At 36.8% G+C, this 17806-nt stretch carries 9 protein-coding genes, 2 tRNA genes, 3 rRNA genes and 1 other annotated feature; of the genes, 1 reads left to right on the top strand and 13 read right to left on the bottom strand.

Translation table 11 applies throughout. The features are described 5' to 3' along the window. Positions 1-3: 3 nt before the first annotated feature. The 9 genes from EQM13_RS07030 to EQM13_RS06990 form a co-directional block, all read right to left on the bottom strand. Positions 4-78: transfer RNA gene (locus tag EQM13_RS07030), tRNA-Asn, on the bottom strand. A 3-nt stretch (positions 79-81) separates the two neighbouring features. Further along, positions 82-198, bottom strand: a 5S ribosomal RNA gene (gene rrf / locus EQM13_RS07025). A 52-nt stretch (positions 199-250) separates the two neighbouring features. After that, positions 251-3182, bottom strand: a 23S ribosomal RNA gene (locus EQM13_RS07020). Positions 3183-3223: 41 nt separating this feature from the next. Then, positions 3224-3299 (bottom strand) — tRNA-Ala (locus tag EQM13_RS07015). 84 nt (positions 3300-3383) lie between these two features. Next, positions 3384-4913, bottom strand: a 16S ribosomal RNA gene (locus EQM13_RS07010). Together the 16S, 23S and 5S rRNA genes with 2 tRNA genes alongside form the textbook arrangement of a ribosomal RNA operon. A gap of 302 nt (positions 4914-5215) precedes the next feature. Continuing rightward, a complete protein-coding gene (locus EQM13_RS07005) occupies positions 5216-6127 on the bottom strand; it encodes a bifunctional enoyl-CoA hydratase/phosphate acetyltransferase (RefSeq protein ID WP_071141011.1) in 912 nt (303 codons plus the stop codon). 20 nt (positions 6128-6147) lie between these two features. Continuing rightward, entirely contained in the window at positions 6148-7269 is a 1122-nt protein-coding gene (locus EQM13_RS07000; RefSeq protein ID WP_071141012.1) for a tetratricopeptide repeat protein, read from the bottom strand. An 11-nt stretch (positions 7270-7280) separates the two neighbouring features. After that, positions 7281-8039 (bottom strand): hypothetical protein, encoded by a 759-nt coding sequence (locus EQM13_RS06995; RefSeq protein ID WP_071141013.1) that lies wholly within the window; start codon positions 8037-8039, stop codon positions 7281-7283. A 5-nt stretch (positions 8040-8044) separates the two neighbouring features. Further along, positions 8045-9823, bottom strand: coding sequence for a B12-binding domain-containing radical SAM protein (locus tag EQM13_RS06990; protein ID WP_128752317.1), 1779 nt, complete (start codon positions 9821-9823; stop codon positions 8045-8047). A 186-nt stretch (positions 9824-10009) separates the two neighbouring features. Here EQM13_RS06990 and EQM13_RS06985 point away from each other — a divergent pair, with 186 nt between their 5' ends. Continuing rightward, on the top strand, positions 10010-10204 hold the full coding sequence (locus EQM13_RS06985; RefSeq protein WP_071141015.1) for a hypothetical protein: 195 nt from the start codon (positions 10010-10012) through the stop codon (positions 10202-10204). 75 nt (positions 10205-10279) lie between these two features. On the opposite strand, the gene argS is transcribed toward EQM13_RS06985, so the two are convergent. The 4 genes from argS to EQM13_RS06965 all read right to left on the bottom strand — a co-directional run bounded on the left by argS (position 10280) and on the right by EQM13_RS06965 (position 17783). After that, positions 10280-11983 carry an arginine--tRNA ligase gene (gene argS / locus EQM13_RS06980; protein ID WP_071141016.1) on the bottom strand — a complete coding sequence of 568 codons (1704 nt, stop codon included), beginning with the start codon at positions 11981-11983 and terminating at the stop codon, positions 10280-10282. Between the two features lie 153 nt (positions 11984-12136). Then, positions 12137-12338, bottom strand: a binding site (T-box leader). A gap of 54 nt (positions 12339-12392) precedes the next feature. Continuing rightward, positions 12393-14774 carry an endonuclease MutS2 gene (locus EQM13_RS06975; RefSeq protein ID WP_128752316.1) on the bottom strand — a complete coding sequence of 794 codons (2382 nt, stop codon included), beginning with the start codon at positions 14772-14774 and terminating at the stop codon, positions 12393-12395. Between the two features lie 13 nt (positions 14775-14787). Further along, a complete protein-coding gene (locus EQM13_RS06970; protein WP_206172917.1) occupies positions 14788-17208 on the bottom strand; it encodes a DUF3656 domain-containing U32 family peptidase in 2421 nt (806 codons plus the stop codon). Between the two features lie 5 nt (positions 17209-17213). Then, positions 17214-17783 carry a cell division protein ZapA gene (locus tag EQM13_RS06965; RefSeq protein ID WP_128752315.1) on the bottom strand — a complete coding sequence of 190 codons (570 nt, stop codon included), beginning with the start codon at positions 17781-17783 and terminating at the stop codon, positions 17214-17216. Between the last annotated feature and the right edge of the window lie 23 nt (positions 17784-17806).

Genomic DNA, 17806 nt, shown 5'->3' with positions numbered 1-17806 from the left:
TTTTGGCTCTTGGGGTGGGGCTCGAACCCACAACCTACCGGTTAACAGCCGGTTGCTCCGCCATTGAGCTACCCAAGAATGTTCTGGCAACGTCCTACTCTCCCAGAGCGTTTCCGCTCAAGTACCATCAGCACTGAAAGGCTTAACTTCTGTGTTCGGTATGGTTACAGGTGTTTCCCTCTCGTCTTTGTCACCAAATCCTTTTTCCTTTTCCTTTCCCTTTTCCCTGAAAACTTTGAAGAAGAATCTTTAGGTCAAGCCCTCGACTTATTAGTTTCTCTCAGCTTAAAGTATTGCTACTCTTCCACCCGAGACCTATCTACCAGTTCGTCTTTCTGGTGTCTTACCTCCTTTCCGGAGTGGGAAATCTCTTCTTGAGGTCTGCTTCGTGCTTAGATGCCTTCAGCTCTTATCTTTCCCAGACTTAGCTCCTCAGCTCTGCCTCTGGCGAGACAACTGATTCACCATCGGTCTGTCCATCCCGGTCCTCTCGTACTAAGGACAGCTCCTCTCAAATTTCCTGCGCCTGCGACGGATAGGGACCGAACTGTCTCACGACGTTCTGAACCCAGCTCGCGTGCCTCTTTAATGGGCGAACAGCCCAACCCTTGGAACCTATTTCAGCCCCAGGATGAGACGAGCCGACATCGAGGTGCCAAACCTCCCCGTCGATGTGAACTCTTGGGGGAGATAAGCCTGTTATCCCCAGGGTAGCTTTTATCCGTTGAGCGATGGCCTTTCCACTCGGTGCCACCGGATCACTAAGTCCAAGTTTCCTTCCTGCTCCACCTGTATGTGTCGCAGTTAAGCTCCCTTCTGCCTTTACACTCTTCGTACGATTTCCAACCGTACTGAGGGAACCTTTGAGCACCTCCGTTACTCTTTGGGAGGTGACCGCCCCAGTCAAACTGCCCAACTGACAGTGTCCCTGTACTGGCTTCACAGTACTTGGTTAGAATTTCAATATCATAAGAGTGGTATCCCACTTTTGACTCCATAAATGCTGGCGCACTTACTTCTATGCCTCCCACCTATTCTGTACATATGATATCAAAATCCAATGTCAGCCTACAGTTAAGCTCCATGGGGTCTTTCCGTCCTGTCGCAGGTAACACGCATCTTCACGTGTACTACAATTTCACCGGATCCCTTGTTGAGACAGTGCCCAAGTCGTTACACCTTTCGTGCGGGTCGGAACTTACCCGACAAGGAATTTCGCTACCTTAGGACCGTTATAGTTACGGCCGCCGTTTACTGGGGCTTAAGTTCTAAGCTTCGTATTTCTACTGACTCTTCCCCTTAACCTTCCAGCACCGGGCAGGTGTCAGCCCCTATACTTCGTCTTTCGACTTCGCAGAGACCTGTGTTTTTGGTAAACAGTCGCTTGGGCCCTTTCACTGCGGCCGGATTATTTCCCAGCCGTTTGGCCTTCTCTTCTTCCGGCACCCCTTCTCCCGAAGTTACGGGGCTATTTTGCCGAGTTCCTTAACAAGGGTTCTTCCGTGCGTCTTAGGATTCTCTCCTCGCCTACCTGTGTCGGTTTCCGGTACGGGCAATTATATACTCGATAGTGCCTTTTCTTGGCAGTTTGGATTCGGATGCTTCGCTACTTCTATTTTCGCTCCCCATCACCTCTCATAACTCTTTCACGGTTTTCCCTGTGAAAGCTTACTTCAGGCTTAGACACACTTTTCCGTCTGTGTGCTCATCTTATCCTCCTGCGTCAGCACATCTCTCTATCGCATATTCTTGGTACAGGATTCTCAACCTGTTGTCCATCGCCTACGCCTTCCGGCCTCGGCTTAGGTCCCGACTTACCCTGAGCGGACGAGCCTTCCTCAGGAATCCTTAGGCTTTCGACGGGCAAGTTTCTCACTTGCCTTTTCGCTACTCATGCCAGCATTCTCTCTTCTGTTTTGTCCACTACTCCTTCCGGTATAGCTTCTTCCTCACAGATTGCTCCTCTACCGATATTTCTATCCCACAGCTTCGGTGTCAGGTTTAGCCCCGGAAATCTTCGGCGCAACGTCACTTGACCAGTGAGCTATTACGCACTCTTTAAATGTATGGCTGCTTCTAAGCCAACATCCTGGTTGTCTCCGTAACTTCACATCCTTTGCCACTTAACCTGCACTTTGGGACCTTAGCTGGTGATCTGGGCTCTTTCCCTTTTGACTACGAAACTTATCTCCCGCAGTCTGACTCCTATTTCTATGAGTATGGCATTCGCAGTTTGATAGGTTTTGGTAACACTTTGTGCCCCTTTACCATTCAGTGCTCTACCTCCATCTCACTTTCCATAAGGCTAGCCCTAAAGCTATTTCGAGGAGAACCAGCTATCTCCGGGTTCGTTTGGCATTTCACCCCTACCCACAGTTCATCCGATAGTTTTTAAACACTAATCGGTTCGAGCCTCCACGAAATTTTACTTCCCTTTCACTCTGACCATGGGTAGCTCACCCGGTTTCGGGTCTACTATATGCAACTTCCGCCCTATTCAGACTCGGTTTCCCTACGGCTCCGCAGCTTCACTGCTTAACCTTGCTGCATATCGTAACTCGCTGGCCCGTTCTACAAAAAGTACGCAGTCACACTTTCTAATAGTGCTCCTACTGCTTGTAGGCATAGGGTTTCAGGTTCTTTTTCACTCCCCTCCCGGGGTTCTTTTCGCCTTTCCCTCACGGTACTATTCCTCTATCGGTCATCGGTTAGTATTTAGCCTTGGGAGGTGGTCCTCCCTGCTTCCCACCGGATTTCTCGTGTCCTGTGGTACTCTGGTTCACAACTGTCGAGTTTCTTTGTTTCGCCTACAGGGCTTTCACCTTCTCTGGCGGAACTTCCCAGTCCCTTCGGCTGCTTTTCTTCTCTCCTTATGTTGTGTCCTCAACCCCGAAGGTTTAACCCTCCGGTTTGGGCTCTTTCCTTTTCGCTCGCCGCTACTCTGAAAATCGATTTTTCTTTCTCTTCCTTGGGGTACTTAGATGTTTCAGTTCCCCCAGTCTCCCTTCATTCACCTATTTATTCAGTGCATGATGCCTGAGGTTTGCTCAGGCGGGTTCCCCCATTCGGATATCTCCGGATCTATGTCTGTTTGCGACTCCCCGAAGCATTTCGGCGCTTACCCCGTCCTTCTTCGGCTTCCGATGCCAAGGCATTCACCCTATGCCCTTATTTGCTTGACCTATTTCTTTTCTTCTTCTTTCTTTTTCAGTTCTCAAGGTTCTGGTGGAGATGAGGAGATTCGAACTCCTGACCCCCTGCTTGCAAGGCAGGTGCTCTCCCAGCTGAGCTACACCCCCAAAGAGTTAAAACCACATTATATTAATATTTTCTATTAATATATTATTTATAAATTAATACAGTGGGAATTAAATTCTCCTTAGAAAGGAGGTGATCCAGCCGCACCTTCCGATACGGCTACCTTGTTACGACTTCACCCCAGTCATTAACCCTGCCTTCGACGGCTGCTCCCCTTTCGGGTTCGCTTACCGGCTTCGGGTATTGTCAACTCCCATGGTGTGACGGGCGGTGTGTACAAGACCCGGGAACGCATTCACCGCAGCATGCTGATCTGCGATTACTAGCAACTCCAGCTTCATGCAGGCGGGTTGCAGCCTGCAATCCGAACTGGGATCGGCTTTTTGGGATTTGCTTCGCCTTGCGGTGTCGCTTCCCTCTGTACCGACCATTGTAGCACGTGTGTAGCCCAAGACATAAAGGGCATGATGATTTGACGTCATCCCCACCTTCCTCCGATTTATCACCGGCAGTCCTTTTAGAGTCCTCAGCTTTACCTGTTAGTAACTAAAAGTAAGGGTTGCGCTCGTTGCGGGACTTAACCCAACATCTCACGACACGAGCTGACGACAACCATGCACCACCTGTCTCCTCTGTCTCCTAAAAGCCATAAGTATCTCTACCTATCTCAGAGGGATGTCAAGCCTTGGTAAGGTTCTTCGCGTTGCATCGAATTAAACCACATGCTCCGCTGCTTGTGCGGGTCCCCGTCAATTCCTTTGAGTTTCAATGTTGCCATCGTACTCCCCAGGCGGAGTGCTTATTGCGTTAGCTGCGGCACTGAGCTTTGACACCCAACACCTAGCACTCATCGTTTACGGCGTGGACTACCAGGGTATCTAATCCTGTTTGCTCCCCACGCTTTCGTGCCTCAGCGTCAGTTTAAGTCCAGAGAGTCGCCTTCGCCACTGGTATTCCTCCTAATATCTACGCATTTCACCGCTACACTAGGAATTCCACTCCCCTCTCCTTAACTCAAGCTGAACAGTTTCATATGCTTATTAAAGTTAAGCCTTAACCTTTCACATCTGACTTATTCAGCCGCCTACGCACCCTTTACGCCCAATAATTCCGGACAACGCTCGCCCCCTACGTATTACCGCGGCTGCTGGCACGTAGTTAGCCGGGGCTTCCTCCTCGGGTACCGTCATTATCTTCCCCTAGGACAGAGCTTTACGATCCTAAAACCTTCTTCGCTCACGCGGCGTTGCTGCATCAGAGTTCCCTCCATTGTGCAATATTCCCCACTGCTGCCTCCCGTAGGAGTCTGGACCGTGTCTCAGTTCCAATGTGGCCGTTCACCCTCTCAGGCCGGCTACCCATCGTCGCCTTGGTAGGCTTTTACCCTGCCAACAAGCTAATGGGACGCGAGGCCATCTCACACCGATATCCTTTAACTTACTCTGCATGCGCAGTGTAAGTATCATAGGGTATTAATCCCGGTTTCCCGAGGCTATCCCCTTGTGCGAGGCAGATTCCTCACGCGTTACTCACCCGTCCGCCGCTAAGAAATACGTATTCTTCCCGAAGGCTTCCTAAGTATTCCTTCGCTCGACTTGCATGTGTTAAGCACGCCGCCAGCGTTCGTCCTGAGCCAGGATCAAACTCTCAATTTAAAGTTTGCCTTTGCTCTTATCAAACACTAACTTCTTTTTTATAACTTATTTTTTACTCAAATTTATTCCCACTGTTTAATTTTCTTGGTTCACTTAAGTTGCTTTATTACTATAGCATAATATGCGCTACTTGTCAACAACTTTTAAAACTTAAAATATAATATTTTTAATAAAGTCATCTTTACAACAACGTTTTATATACTAACACATGTTTTTCTATAAATCAAATTCATATTATTTAAATAAATTTGATATTACTCATATTTTAAGGCATTTATCTTCTCTTTTCTTCTTTTTTCAAGTTATTTTGTCATATGTTGTGAAACTAAACTTCCCAAAGCGATTGAATACAATTTGGATTCATGAGAATCAGCCCTCGATACTAAAACTACCGGCACTTTAGCTCCCATTATAACGCCGGCAGATTTTCCGTCTGCGAAATAGGTAATACTCTTTCCTATTCCATTTCCCATTTCAATATTGGGAACTAAAAACACATCCGCATCCCCTGCCACTTCGCTATTATAATTTTTAATCTGAGCAGCTTTTTTTGAAACGGCCAAATCTAATGCCATGGGTCCGTCTACTATTACCCCATCTTCAAATTTTCCTTCCTCATACCTCTTTTTAAGTTCGCCCGCATCTAATGTTGCAATCATCTTTTTATCAACTTTTTCCTTTGCCGCCAGGCAAGCTACCTTTATTTTTTTCATTCCCAGGGCATGCCCCACTTTTACTGCATTATTTATAATTTTTTCTTTTTCGTCTACATTTGGAATTAAATTCATTCCTCCATCTGTTAGCAAAATGAATTTATAATAATTTTTTGTCTCATATATCATTGTATGACTGAGAAGGTTTTCCGTTCTCAATCCGTAATCTTTATTTAATACTTCCTTCATAAGTGTTGGCGTATCCACCAAACCTTTCATTATAAAATTTGCGTTTCCCTGACTTACAAGTTTAACTCCGATTTCCGCCGACTTTTTCAAATCCGGTTCATCTATGGTTTTCCATTTATTAATTGATATATTATATTTTTGGGCAATTTTCTTAGTTTTATTTATATCTCCAATTAAAATTGGCTCTATAATGTTTAAATTTGCTCCTTCCGATACAGCCTCCAAGACCTCATGGTCTTGAGATGCCACTACAGCCAACTTCATCTTCTTTTCATATTTTATTTTAAGCAATTCTTCTAATTTGTTTATCATTTTTTACCCTCCCCCAATTATTAATTTGTTCCTAATATTTTTTCCAACTTATATTTAACATCCTTAATTGTTTTATTTTGAGGATTTATTGAAAATGCTCTGTCTATATCCTCTTTCGCTTCATCATACATTCCTATCTGAAAATATACTATTCCTCTGTTGCATATTATTCTATAATCTTTATCATTAATGTTAATACCTTTTGAAAAAGCATCTATTGAATCCTGAAAATTACCAACTCCATATAGAGCAATCCCCAGTTCATTAAATATATCCGAGCTCTTAGGATTAAGCTCTGCTGCCTTTTTAAAATTTTCAATAGAAGAATTTAAATCATTTAGCCCTTTATAAGTTAACCCTTTCATATAATAAATGTTCCACAAGTCCTTATAACGATTTTCCAAATGAGTAAATTCGTCTATTGCGGCAGAATAATTTCTGGCAAACAACAAATTACATCCCCTTTCATACGATGCATTGTCTGCTATTTTTTCTATTTCCTCTCTTATTTCATCTTTTCTCTCCGAATCTTTACTAAGCAAAATAAATTTCTCCCAGGAAAGCTTCGCTTTTTCAAATTGTCCAAAAGTTTTATAATAATATCCCAATTTATAATAAGCAAGGGAATACTTAGGATTCAAATCAAGTATGCTCTCAAATGTTTCCATCGATTTTTTAAGAAAGTCCTCTTTCAATTCCTTCTCTCCATAGGATATTCCTTCATAGCATATTCCCAGATTAAACAATCCGTTAATATGTTCCCGGTTTAAATTAGTCAGTGTTCTAAATAATATTGCTCCTTTTTCATAATTTTCATTTTCTACTTCTTTTAATCCTTTATAAAAAATATAACTTTCTATATCGGAATTATATTTTTTTAATATCTCTTTATATTTATCATTATATTTAAAATCATGGTCTGTCCCCATTAAAAAAATAATTCCTTCTATAATATATGATACCTTTATATCGTCTTGTAGATTCCCTTTTTTGATCTCCTTTAAAAATACATCCGTAATTACAGGTAAAGGCAAATCACCGGTAACAATGTAATCTCCCACCTTTACCGATGTATTTTGCTTTATTTCAATGAAAGAAATTTTATCAGCTTTTCTTTTAAAATATTTTTCAATTTTATCCATGGCAATCACCCTTAATCATAGTATTTCCTCATATATAATCTTTTTCTTCTTGTGCTTGTGTTAAGAATATCAAATAAATGGCCCCTATAAATCATGGTAAAAGAAAAAACAATCTGTTCAACCAAATATTTCCCAATTCCAAACAATGAGAAATCAAAATTAAATGCTATATGAGTGGTTAACAGATCTAAGATAATCCCCCCTGTCAGTTTATAAAGAACATAAGAAAAAATCAAATTAGGAATTATCCAATTAATCCAATTTTCAGCCATAAATCCTGCGGAATAAGTCAAAGACTCCAAAGAACTCCTGTCCTTTTGATATATAACTTCCGGCAGTGGGTTAAAAATAATAAATGCCCCAATAGTAATAATATTCATTAAAGCTCCTCCGTTGGAACCCGCAATTCCGCCTATTCCCTCGAGAAGATAACTTACTATCCAAATTATAAAATATATACCGTATATTTTCCATATATATTGCTTAAATCCTTCTTTAAAATCTTGAATAGAAATTTTGTCATACTTTATTACGCCATATAATAAATTCAGATAATTGGACACCAAACTGCTAACAAGAATAGCTGTTAAAAGTCCCGCAATTATATTTAAAATTCCTTGAAATAATGTATTAATCAGAGTAAATGCCACTGTAGAAATAATTGTATACACAAAACCGGTAAAAATGATCATCCAATTCTTAAAAAAACTCTTAGAACTTTTTTTTATTACCGCTCCATTTACAAAGAACAAGTCTTTAATCAAGTCCATAATCTTCACTCCTCATATTTATTGGCAATTTTCGTTATATCAAAAACTTTACATTTATTCATCACTCCATTTTCATAAACAAACATCAAATCTTTCTTGTCTTTTTTAATTTCTCTTATTTTATAACCTTCCTCTATAAAAGAAATGATATCAAAAGGGAAAGTTTCCATATGAACAATATTTAATATCCTTTTAGTCGGCATATCGGAATAATCATGGAGATAATTATTTAAAATTTCTTCATCCTTAAGTATATCGTGCTTTTTATTAATATTTCCAACGCCAGTTGCCCGTTTAATATATTCAGGCAAATTTGATGATTTGTTATAGAAAATATAATCGTATTTTAATATTTCATTGAATATTTCAATATTATCACTAATTCTTTCTTTATAAAACTCATAAATTATTCTATATAATTCTCTTTTACTATGGGAAATTTTATGATAATCCTTTTGTTCCCAATAATCGGCATAATCCTCATAAAAATCAAAAGGAGTATTATAATAATTTTTAATGACATATTCCAAAGTGTTTTCAAAGGAAGAATCATTCCCATATTTTTCAACTAAATCTTCAATTGTTTTCAATTTCAGCATATCCTTGTATTTGATACTATCCGTCTCCAGTACCTCATAAGGAGGCTCATTCAAAAATTTAAAACCATACAATTCCTTGTCTTCTCTCAATTTTGACCCTTTAAGAAGTTTTAAAAATCCCAGTTGCAGCTTTTCCGGCCTTAATTCATAGACCTCGTTAAAAGAATTCTTAAAGGAATCATAATCTTCAAAGGGAAGCCCCGCAATCAAATCTAAATGCTGATGAATACTTCTATAGCTTTTAATTCTTTTAGTTACTCTTTTCAACTTTTTTATATCTGTTTTTCTGCCTATAGTCTCCAACGTTTTTTCATTAGTTGATTGAACCCCTATTTCAAATTGAAACAATCCATCCTTTACATGGCTTAAAAATTCCAGCATATCTTCGTCTAAAAGATGAGCAGTAACTTCAAAGTGAAAATTCATATTTTGAGGATTCATTTTCATTATAAAATTCATTATTTCCATGGCATATTCTTTATCAGCATTAAATGTCCTATCCACAAATTTAACTTGCCTTACCTCTGCCTTTATTAATCGTTTTAGATCATCTTTTACCCTGTCTATTGTGAAAAACCTTACTCCTTTGATTGTTGAAGAAAGGCAAAATTTGCAGTTAAAGGGACAACCTCTTGAGCTTTCAAAATACACTATTTTATCTTTAAGTTCGTCCTTTTTTATGTTCAAAAATGGAGACGGTATTATATCTAAATTTTTGATTAAATCTCTCCCTTGATTTTTAAAAGACCTGTTTTCTTTCCTAAAGGTCAAACCTTTTATTAAATCAAAGTCTTCTTTTTTCTCTGTTAAGGCTAATAAAAGTTCCTTAAAAGTCTCTTCTCCTTCTCCCGATATAATAAAATCCACATAAGGAATATCATCCAATATATTCTCTTTTTCAAAAGAAATCTCCGGTCCTCCCAATATAATCTTTATATGAGGGTCTACTATTTTTATGATTCTGCATATCTTTAATATTTGCTTGACATTCCATATATAAACGGAAAAAGCCACTATATCCGGAGACATCTTAAATATTTCTCCTGCAATATAATCAGCATTTTGATTTATAGTAAATTCCGCTATATCCATATCTGATATTTCCGACGAAAAACTCTTTAAATATCTGAGAGACAGAGCCGAGTGAATATATTTTGAATTAAGGGTAGTAATAACTATATTCATAATTAATCATTCCTCTAATCTTTCATCTTCCGAATTAATTCTATTATAGCATATTAATTTGTCTCTACAAGTTTTCAGATATTTCTTTCGTTTTTCTTTTTAAACAATATTACTTGATAAGTATTGAAGATTTTAAAAAAAGAATATAAAATATATATGTAAATACATTGAGAAAGGGGTAGATTTATGCAGGAATTTGACAAAATATCTATACAGGAGATGTCTAAAAATGATATGTTAATGATATTAGAAGCACTTGAATACACAGGGAAAAATACAAAGATTGATGCATTTCTCAATTTAAAAGATAATATCATTAAAGAACTCAGTGAATTATCGGAAGCTAAAGAAGATGAGTTTCTTTTATATTTGCAAAAATAGTATTTATAAATATTTCTTCATTAAAATATAAAGGTCCTTATACATTTTTATAAAAAGTATAAGGACCTTTAATATTTACATTTTATCAGGAGTCTCCATTCCAAGAAGGGAAAGACCTGCTTTGATTACTGATTTCGTTGCCCATACCAACTGAAGCCTTGCATTTTTCAAATTATCTTCTTCCTGCATTATGGGACAACTGTTATAAAAGCTGTTGAAGGCTTTTGCTATTCCCATTATGCTTCTTGCAACAAAAGAAGGTTCATTTTTCTCCATTGCCGTGACTATTTCCTTTGGAAAATTATAAATCATCTTTATAATGTTAATTTCTTCCGGCGCTGATAAAATAGAATAATCTATTTCATTATCCGGCGAAAAATTTCCTTTTTCCAGCAGCCTGTTCGCCCTTGCATAGGTATATTGAACATAAGGACCTGTTTCCCCGTCAAAGCTTAATGTCTTTTCCCATGTAAATGTATAATCTTTAATCCTGTTATTAAATAATTCCTGAAATACTATTGCTCCTATTCCGACTTGTTTGGCAACTTCATCCTTGTTCTCTAAGTTTGGATTTCTTTCTTCTATTATAGCCAAGGTTTTTTCTACAGCCTTTTTAAGCACATCCTCCAAAAAAACAACTCTTCCCTTACGAGTGGACATGGTTCCTTCTTCCAATCTCACCATTCCGAAATTAACATGGATACAATCCTTCGCCCAAGGATATCCAATAAGTTCTACGATTTTTTTCCACTGTTTAAAATGAAGTATCTGCTCTGATCCCACTACATATACATTCTTATAGAAATTGTAATGCTCTTTCCTGTATATTGCTGCGGCTATATCCCTTGTTATATAAAGGGTAGATCCGTCGCTCTTTGTTATGAGGGCCGGAGGCATGCCGTAAGGTTCCAAATCTACTATTTCCGCTCCCTGGGATTTCTTTAATATGCCTTTCTTCCTCATATCATCTACTACTTTAGGCATCTTATCCGAATAAAAACTCTCACCCGTAAAGGAATCAAATTTAATCCCCAATATATCATAAACTCTGTTAAATTCCTTAAGACTCATATCCCTCATCCATTGCCATAGCTCTAAAGCTTCCGAGTCTCCGTCCTCCAATTTTTTAAACCAATGCCTTGCCTGCTCCTCTAAAGTGGAATCATTCTCCATCTCCTTATGAAATTTAACATACAGCTTTAGCAATTCGTTTATAGGATCCTTTTCAACAATTTTTCTGTCTCCCCATTTTTTATAAGCCACAATCAATTTACCAAATTGAGTGCCATAGTCTCCGAGATGATTTATAGCTACCGCATTATAACCTAAATATTTATATATATCATATAATGCATGACCTATGATAGTAGTCCTTATATGACCTATATGAAACGGTTTAGCAATATTAGGAGAAGAATATTCTACAATTACGGTTTTACCTTTCCCCATATCCGAAGAACCATATCTCTCTTTTTTCTCCTTTACTTCATTGAGTACTATTTCAGTTAATTTTTCCTTATCAATAAAGAAATTTAAGTATGGCCCCAAACTTTCAACCTTTTCAATATAACTGTTTTTCTCTATTTTTTCTGCTAATTCCTGAGAAATCAAATTTGGTGATTTCTTTAAAGCTTTAGATAACCTGAAGCAGGGAAATGCATAATCCCCCATTTCGCTATCTGGCGGAATTTCAACTAATTTTTCAATTTCTTCTTTTGCTAAGATATCATCAATTTCTTTTTCAATCAATCCAACAACTTCTTCTTTTAAATCCTTCATTTATAAATCCTCCTTCAAATAATAAGAAAAGCTTCTATCGAAGTATTTTATAAAGTAGCTTTTCTTGAAACTCATTTACGGAAAGTTCTTTTTAATCAATATTTATATGTAAGAACTTTCCTATTCGTTATAAATAAAAACTCTCATCTCAATTTAAGAGACGAGAGTTTTCCCGTGTTACCACTCTTGTTGGCCTATTGCCCACTCATTTATTTAACGCATCTTGCGTCCTATCCTACTTTATTCAGATGGATTCTCCAAGGCTCTTTTCAAATATATATTTGTATTTAGGCTTTCACCATCCCTAATTCGCTTTGCCAAAAAATATATTTTATTTCCTCTTCTCAGAATATGTCTTTTAAATTGTTAATTAATAATATACCTCATAATTCATAATTTATCAAGAAAATTATTTTAGTTCAACTACCGTTACTCCGCTTCCTCCTTCTCCGTACTTGCCCAGTCGATAGGATTTAACATGTTTATGACTCTTTAACAAATCCGATATCCCTGATCTTAAAACTCCCGTACCTTTTCCGTGTATTATATATATTTCTTTAAGTCCGGAAATATATACATCATCTAAATATTTATCCAAGTCCAGTAATGCTTCATCCAATGTTTCTCCTCTTAAATCGATCTCATTCTTTATATCCTGAGTTTTAAATTTTAGAATATTCTTTGTCATCACCGCAGTTCTTTTTTGTGAATCATTCTCTTTTATTCTTCTCAGAGAGGAGACAGGCACATTGATTTTCATTATCCCAACCTGCACCTGAAGATTTCCGTTATCATCTGGAAGAGAAACTACAATACCGGATTGATTTAAAGACAATATCTCCACAGATTCTCCTACCTTTAAATTTTTAGGGGGTTTAGAACTTTTCACATCCAATAACTTTATGGATAAATCCTTTTCCGTTTCATTTAATTTAGATTTAAGTTTGTCTTGAGCTTCCTGAATTTTAATATTTCTTTCTCTTTCAATTTCATTAGATATATTTCTTAGATTGGATACAATAAGATCCGATTCTTCCTTAGCATTTCTTAAAATATTTCTTGCTTCTTCTTTAGCTTTGTATATAATCTTTTCCTTTGCTTCCTGAGTTCTTTCTTTTTCATCAGTCAATTCTTCTTTTAATCTTTCTATTTCAATCTTCAATCTTTCAGTTTCTAACTTATTTTCTTCAATTCTCTTTCTGTCCTGATCCATTGTCTTTAATACATCTTCAAAATCTACATTTTCTTTGGAAATTAAAGTTTGAGCATGAGATATAATATAATCCATAAGCCCAAGCCTTTTAGATATTTCAAAAGCATTTGATTTTCCAGGAATTCCAATCGAAAGTTTGTAAGTAGGGCTTAATGTTTCTACATCAAACTCCATGGAAGCATTTTTTACTCCTTCTTTAGTAAGAGCATATATTTTCAATTGACTATAGTGAGTAGTTGCTATAGTTCTCACTTTTATATTATACAGATAATCGAGTATTGACATTGCCAATGCCGCTCCTTCTACAGGATCTGTACCGGCTCCCAGTTCATCAAAGAGAACCAAGTTTTTTTCTTCCACATTTTTTAATATCTCTACGATATTTGTCATATGAGACGAAAAAGTACTTAAGTTCTGTTCAATGCTCTGTTCATCTCCAATATCGGCAAATATCTTATTAAATACTCCCACTTCAGAATTATGATCTGCCGGTATATGAAGACCAGATTGGGCCATTAAACATAAAAGACCTACTGTTTTAAGAGTAACTGTTTTCCCCCCGGTATTAGGCCCGGTAATTACAAGAGTTCTGAAATCATCTCCTATATATATATCTATCGGAACAACTTTTTTCTTATCAAGAAGAGGATGCCTTCCCTTTTTAATATTTATATACCCTCTGTCATTAAGAATAGGCTTTGTTCCATCCATATTAACGGCAATTTTCCCTTTAGCAAATATAAAATCCAATCTTTGAAGTATTTTTTGATTATTCCTTATCTCGTTACTTCTTTCCCTTACCATATTGGTAAGCTCAATCAAAATTCTCTCTATTTCATGCTGTTCTTCAATTTTCAATTCCTTCAGTTCATTATTTAATTCTACTACAGCCATAGGTTCTACAAATAAAGTCGCACCACTGGAAGATTGATCATGAACTAGCCCGGGAAAATTTCCTCTGTTTTCCTGTTTGACAGGAACTACATATCTTCCTTCCCTTATGGTAACTATGCTGTCCTGAAGATACTTTTTATTATTGGATGAACTGATAATTGAATTTAATTTATCTCTTATGCTGTCGTTTTTCATATTTATCTTTCTTCTTATGCTTCTAAGAGCTGGACTTGCATTATCCGATATTTCTTCTTCACTTATAATTGCATTATTAATACTTTCTTCAATATACTCAAATACGCTCAATTCATTTATCAAATTTCCAACGACGGGATAATTCCCGTTTTTATCTTCCCTTGTCTCTTTCAAATAATTCTTTAAACTTCTCACAACTCTTAAAGAATCCGAAATCTTAAGAAGACTTCCCGGACCTAAGGTACCTCCGATTTCCGCTCTTTTGATTTCTCCCCTTACATCATGTATTCCGTAAAGAGGAGGAGTACCTCTCTTGATTATAAGTTCCAAAGCCTCTTCTGTTTCCTTCTGCCTATTTTCTATTTCATCTATATCTGTCAGAGGCTTTATCTGTGATACAAGCTCTTTTCCTAATGAGGATTCCGTATTATCTTTTAAGATATCAATTATTTTGTTATATTCCAACACTCTTAAGGTCTTTTCATTCATAAAATCACCTCTATTATAGAATACCTCGATGCAAATGCCCTTTTGTGATTCCGTTTCTTTTTAAATCGGCTATAGTATGCAAGACATCCTCTTTATCGGTCAAATTCTTAGAAATACTAAAAAAAGCATCTTGAATACGAGAAATATTTTCTTTTTCAACAGTAAAATCAACTCTTATCATATTTACTCCAGATTTAAAAATTCCACCTACCTCCTCACTAAGCATCAACGGAACTGTATTATATATCTCAGTCACCTTATTGTTCCTTATCATCTGAAATATCTTTCCCTTTCTGTCCTTCAATCCATATCCTCTTTTGAATCTACAGTTTGAACAACTTTTATCATTATCGCATTTTTTAATTAAAGCCATGGGACAGTGCTTTAGTACCATCAGAGGATAGTAGCCATAAACGGACAGCTCAAAGTCCAAGGAACTTCTTCGGCATATCTCGTCTATACCCTTAATATCCAATTCCGGAGATAACGTTATGCTTTTCACTCCGGAATCTTTTAAAAGTTTGGCAGTAAGGCTGTTAAAAACGTTTAACCCTATATCTCCGTGAATGTCTATATTATATTTTTGAACATATTTAAGAGTCCCGATATTCGATACGGATACACCATCAATCAGTCCTTGAAGGAGTTCGATATTCTTTCCCAAGTCCTTTAGTCCTTCTTCTCCGACTATCTTATCCGTATATAAAAATCCCTCTTTACCTGATTTTTTTATTTCTTTGAATATGTCTTCAATGTCTTCACTAAACCCAATATATATTCTGTCTAATTTATTCAAATTTATATGTTTAAACTGATCAATACTTGAAACCCTCACACTCATTCTCTGTTTTTTTGATTTGGGCTTATTAAAACTCATCAGCTTTTCAAGTTTCTCACCATATTCTTCATCTGTAATTTCAGATCTGAAATTTAAAAGTTCTCTTTTTTCATTTAGTTCTTGGATTCCGTCTCTTCTTAGTTTATTCAATCCTCCCATAGGAAAAAATCCTTGTCCTTCAAAGTTCATCTTTATATCTTTTATATAATAAGGTGTATTTTGAAGCCTATCCATCTGATTAACTACCTTGTCCGTGGTTAAACTTATATTCTCGGCTCTTTGTACAACGCCGTCGCTGTAAACGTCCACTTTATATTTGCCATCGTCTATTGATAGTTTAATCTTATCACCGACAGAAATATTCAAATTCATATTTATAGGAAATTTTTTTCTCTCTTCCTGAAAGGATTCTCTGGCTTTCCCAATCAGCATAAAATCGGAAGTCTTATAAACTTCGGATTTTTTCTTTACTCCCTTTATTCTTTTTATCCTCAGCAATTCTTCTCTGTCCTTAGAAAAATTAACAATAATTCCTACATACCTTCCTGAATCCAATTGGAACTCAAGTCCGTCTCCTTTTTCCACCTTATCAAACAACTTAATATACATATACATCTTGTCCCATTTAGCAACTTTCCCTATTAATACACCTCTGTTATCCGGCCTATCATAAGAAATAAAGTTTTTGCCGAAATCACCTAATACATATCCCTTTGTAAATCCTCTGTTAAATATCTCTAAAATATCTTCTCTGTCTTGATCAGTAATGGATTTTACGCCATAATCCAATGCCTTTCTGTATTTTTCTATGATAACAGCCACATATTCCGGTCTCTTCATCCGGCCTTCCACTTTTAAAGATGCAACGCCGCTGTTTATTATTTTATCCAAATAATCTATAGTATTTAAATCCTTGGGACTTAAAAGATATTTTCCTTCCATTTTTATTTCTTGAATACTTCCATTTCCGATCTTCATTATTGTATAAGGCATCCTGCAGGGTTGGGCACATCTGCCTCTGTTTCCGCTTCTCCCGCCTATAATGCTGCTCATAAGACATTGCCCGGAATAACAGACACATAAAGCTCCGTGAACGAATTCCTCCAGCTCTATATGAGTCGTTGATGAAATGGATTTTATTTCCTTCAGAGAAACTTCCCTCCCAAGGACAACTCGATTAAAGCCCAGCTTTTCCAGAAATAGAGCTCCTTCTCTGTTTATAACGGTCATTTGGGTGCTTCCGTGAAGATGAAGTTCGGGAAATATGTCTTTTATGCCGTAGGCCAAACCCAAATCCTGAACAATAATACCGTCTATATCATTTTCATAAAGAAATTTTACATAGTTTAAGGCATCTTTCATTTCACTGTCGGCAATGAGAATATTAACTGTCACATAAACTTTCACATTTCTGATATGAGCATAGGTAATAGCAGCCTTCAATTCCTCATAATCAAAATTGGGAGCACTTTGTCTGGCGCTGAAAAGCTTTCCTCCCAGATATACTGCATCAGCACCGTTTTGAATTGCAGCATATAGGGATTCCATATTCCCAACAGGAGCCAACAATTCCGTATTCCTATTCTTCTTATTCACTAATTCTATATTTCCTCCTTTGAAAATATTCCCTTCTCAGAATCAAAATATTTAATGGACTCATCTAATTCCTTTTTAACCTGAACCAACTCCATTTGATTTTCGTACAATTTATTTTGAAGCTCTTTTACCATATCTTCCTTCTCTTTTAATTCCTTTTCCTTTAATTCCAAAAGTTTTTCATATTTCTTGGAATTTTTATTTTCTCTTTCTTGATCCTCTTTTGCTTTGTCAAATTCTTCCTTATTGTTGTTCAACTGCTCTTCTAATTCCTTTATTTTAGCTCTTGAATTTTCTAATTCCTTGCTGACATTCTCATAATTCCCGATAGGTCCTACCACTTCTTTTTCCAAACTCTTTAATTTCTGATTAACTTTACAATATTCATCTGCAATATTAAATGCCGCTAAAATAGCTGCCATATGGTTGCTCAATCTCATATTGTTATGAAAAACATTTTTAATTGTATTGTCTACATATTGAGCTATTTTTTTGATATAATCTTCCGATTCGCTGCCTACCACGGTAAAGTTACGACCGTCAATTGTTACATCCACCTTTTTTTTATCCGTCATAACTTAATCATCTCCTCAAATTT

Source organism: Acidilutibacter cellobiosedens (genome assembly GCF_004103715.1).
In the GTDB taxonomy this organism is placed as follows: domain Bacteria; phylum Bacillota; class Clostridia; order Tissierellales; family Acidilutibacteraceae; genus Acidilutibacter; species Acidilutibacter cellobiosedens.
Note: the sequence above shows the minus strand (reverse complement) of the source record. Positions and strands in the feature narration are given on the sequence as shown.